This is a genomic window from Mycobacterium sp., from assembly GCF_025933915.1.
In the GTDB taxonomy this organism is placed as follows: domain Bacteria; phylum Actinomycetota; class Actinomycetes; order Mycobacteriales; family Mycobacteriaceae; genus Mycobacterium.
Window position 1 is genome coordinate 1 of the sequence record NZ_JAICZA010000286.1, and the last position, 2,798, is coordinate 2,798.

Sequence of the window (2,798 nt, forward strand, 5' to 3'; positions counted from 1 at the left end):
GACACCGTGGCCTCCGGAACCGTTCGGCTGACCGTGGGAGCGCGGTTTCCCGCGGCCGACTATCTCGCCAACCCCGACGCGGCCGGCGGCTCGTCGGCGTCCGGGCAGGTGAGTGCCGTCGCCGCCACTGGGACCGGCGACCGCGCTCCGGCACCGACCAACCTCAGCCAGATGACGGCGTCGAGCGTCCCCTGCGTCAAGTAACCGCTCGGGCCGGATCCTTTCTACGGCTCTCCCAACCGGATGGTTAGTATCGCGGTTATCACCGATGAGCGGCCGCCACGCGGCGGGACTCTGCTCGGGAAGGACAATGATGACCACCGAATCGGTTGCATCGAAGACATCGCCCACCAAGGACTCCACGAACGGGACCGCACCGGTCGACATCCCCGCCACGGTTGCGCGTCTTCGTAAGACCTTCGCCACCGGACGCACCCGCGACATCGAATGGCGCAAGAGGCAGTTGGTGCAACTGCAGAAGCTGATGGAGGAGAACGAGGCCGCGCTGGCCGCCGCGCTCGCCGAAGACCTGGATCGCAGCCCCTTTGAGTCCTACATCGCCGACATCGCCACCACCGTGGGTGAGGCCAAGTACGCGGCCAAACGGGTGCGCAAGTGGACGCGACGCAAGTATCGACTGCTGGAGCTGCCGCAGCTGCCCGGCCGCGGCTGGGTGGAATACGAGCCCTACGGCACCGTGCTGATCATCGGCGCCTGGAACTACCCCTTCTACCTCACGCTGGGGCCCGCCGTCGGAGCGATCGCCGCCGGGAACACCGTGATCCTCAAGCCGTCGGAGATCGCGGCCGCGTCCTCGCGCGTGATGGCCGAACTGGTGCCCAAGTATCTCGACAACGACGCCATCGCGGTGATCGAGGGCGATGGTGCCACGAGCCAGGAGCTCATCGCCCAGGGCCTGGACCGCGTGATGTTCACCGGCGGCACCGAGATCGGCCGCAAGGTCTACGAGGGTGCGGCACCGCACCTGACCCCCTGCACCCTCGAACTCGGTGGAAAGAGCCCGGTCATCGTCGCGGCGGACGCCGACGTGGACGTGGCGGCCAAGCGAATCGCCTGGATGAAGCTGCTCAACGCCGGACAGACTTGCGTCGCACCCGATTACGTGTTGGCGGACGCGTCGATTCGCGACGAGCTGGTGAACAAGATCGGTGCCGCCATCACGAAGTTCACCTCCGACAAGCCGGACGGCATGCGGGTGATCAACCAGCGGCAGTTCGATCGGATCAGTGGCTACCTTTCCGGAGCGGACGGCAAGGTCACCGTCGGCGGGGCCTGCGACGCGTCGACGCTGCGCATCCAGCCCGCCGTGGTGGTGGACCCCGCCCCGGACGGGCCGCTGATGCAGAACGAGATCTTCGGTCCGGTCCTGCCGGTGATCACCGTCCAAAACCTGGATGACGCAATACGTTTCGTAAACTCACGGCCCAAGCCGCTGTCGGCGTACCTGTTCACCAAACGCCGCGAGACCCGCGAGCGGGTGATCAAGGAGGTGCCGGCGGGCGGCATGCTCGTCAACCACGTCGCCTTCCAGGTGTCGACGGCCAAGCTGCCCTTCGGTGGGGTCGGCGCGTCGGGCATGGGTGCCTACCACGGCAGGTGGGGTTTCGAAGAGTTCAGCCACCGCAAGGCGGTCTTGACCAAACCCACTCGACCCGACCTGTCGAGCTTCATCTACCCTCCATACACCGAGCGGGCCTTCAAGATGGCCCGCCGGATGTTCTGACCCGGTTTCGCCGAACCAGTTGCTAGACAGAGATTTTCATAGCAGAGAGGAACCTTATGCCCGGAGTGCAGGATCGCGTCGTCATCGTCACCGGAGCCGGTGGGGGGCTGGGCCGTGAGTACGCCCTGACCCTCGCCAGGGAGGGTGCCAGCGTCGTCGTCAACGACCTCGGCGGTGCCCGCGACGGCACCGGCGCCGGCCACAACATGGCTGACGAGGTGGTCAAGCAGATCAAGGACGCGGGCGGCCGGGCGGTCGCCAACTACGACAGCGTCGCCGAACCCGAGGGCGCCGAGAACATGGTCAAGACCGCGCTCGACGAATTCGGCAAGGTCGACGGTGTGGTGAGCAACGCGGGCATTCTGCGCGACGGCACGTTCCACAAGATGTCCTTCGAGAACTGGGACGCCGTGCTCAAGGTGCACCTCTACGGTGGATACAACGTTATCCGCGCCGCATGGCCGCACTTCCGTGAGCAGAGCTTCGGCCGTGTCGTCGTCGCCACCTCCACCAGCGGGCTGTTCGGCAACTTCGGGCAGGCCAACTACGGCGCCGCCAAACTCGGCCTGGTCGGCCTGATCAACACGCTGGCCCAGGAGGGGGCCAAGTACAACATCAAGACCAACGCGGTCGCGCCCATCGCCGCCACCCGGATGACGCAGGACATCCTGCCGCCGGAGGTCTTCGAGAAGCTCACCCCGGAGTACGTCGCCCCGGTGGTGGCCTACCTGATGACCGAGGAGTTGACCGACACCGACTCGGTGTTCATCGTCGGCGGCGGCAAGGTGCAGCGCACCGCGCTGTTCCAGAACGCCGGCATCACCTTCGACAGCGTGCCGTCGGTCGAAGACATCGCCGCCAAGTGGGGCCAGATCACCGATCTGTCCGCGGCCAAGCAGGCCGACTTCAAGCTGGGCTGAGCCCGGCCGGCGACTCAGGCCAGGAGCTCTGCGCGGAGCCGGTCCACCTCAGCTTCGGTGACACCGGCATCGCGCAGATACGCATCCAGTGACCCGAATTCCTGGTCGATGGTGTGGCGTGCCGCGTCCAGGTA

At 66.4% G+C, this 2,798-nt stretch carries 3 protein-coding genes and 1 pseudogene; 3 read left to right on the top strand and 1 reads right to left on the bottom strand.

The window, feature by feature from the left end:
* From Q0W90_RS24050 to Q0W90_RS24060, 3 genes and pseudogenes are all read left to right on the top strand, one after another.
* Positions 1-204: pseudogene (locus tag Q0W90_RS24050) on the top strand (LytR family transcriptional regulator); the annotation flags it as partial.
* 106 nt (positions 205-310) lie between these two features.
* The gene (locus tag Q0W90_RS24055; protein WP_297593410.1) at positions 311-1,744 is read left to right on the top strand and encodes an aldehyde dehydrogenase family protein; all 1,434 of its coding nucleotides are present in this window, start codon (positions 311-313) and stop codon (positions 1,742-1,744) included.
* Between the two features lie 56 nt (positions 1,745-1,800).
* Positions 1,801-2,664: an SDR family oxidoreductase gene (locus tag Q0W90_RS24060; protein WP_297593408.1), complete on the top strand. Its 864-nt coding sequence runs from the start codon at positions 1,801-1,803 to the stop codon at positions 2,662-2,664.
* Between the two features lie 14 nt (positions 2,665-2,678).
* Here Q0W90_RS24060 and Q0W90_RS24065 read toward each other — a convergent pair.
* On the bottom strand, positions 2,679-2,798 hold a 120-nt coding region (locus tag Q0W90_RS24065), incomplete at its 5' end, for a tyrosine-protein phosphatase (protein ID WP_297777137.1).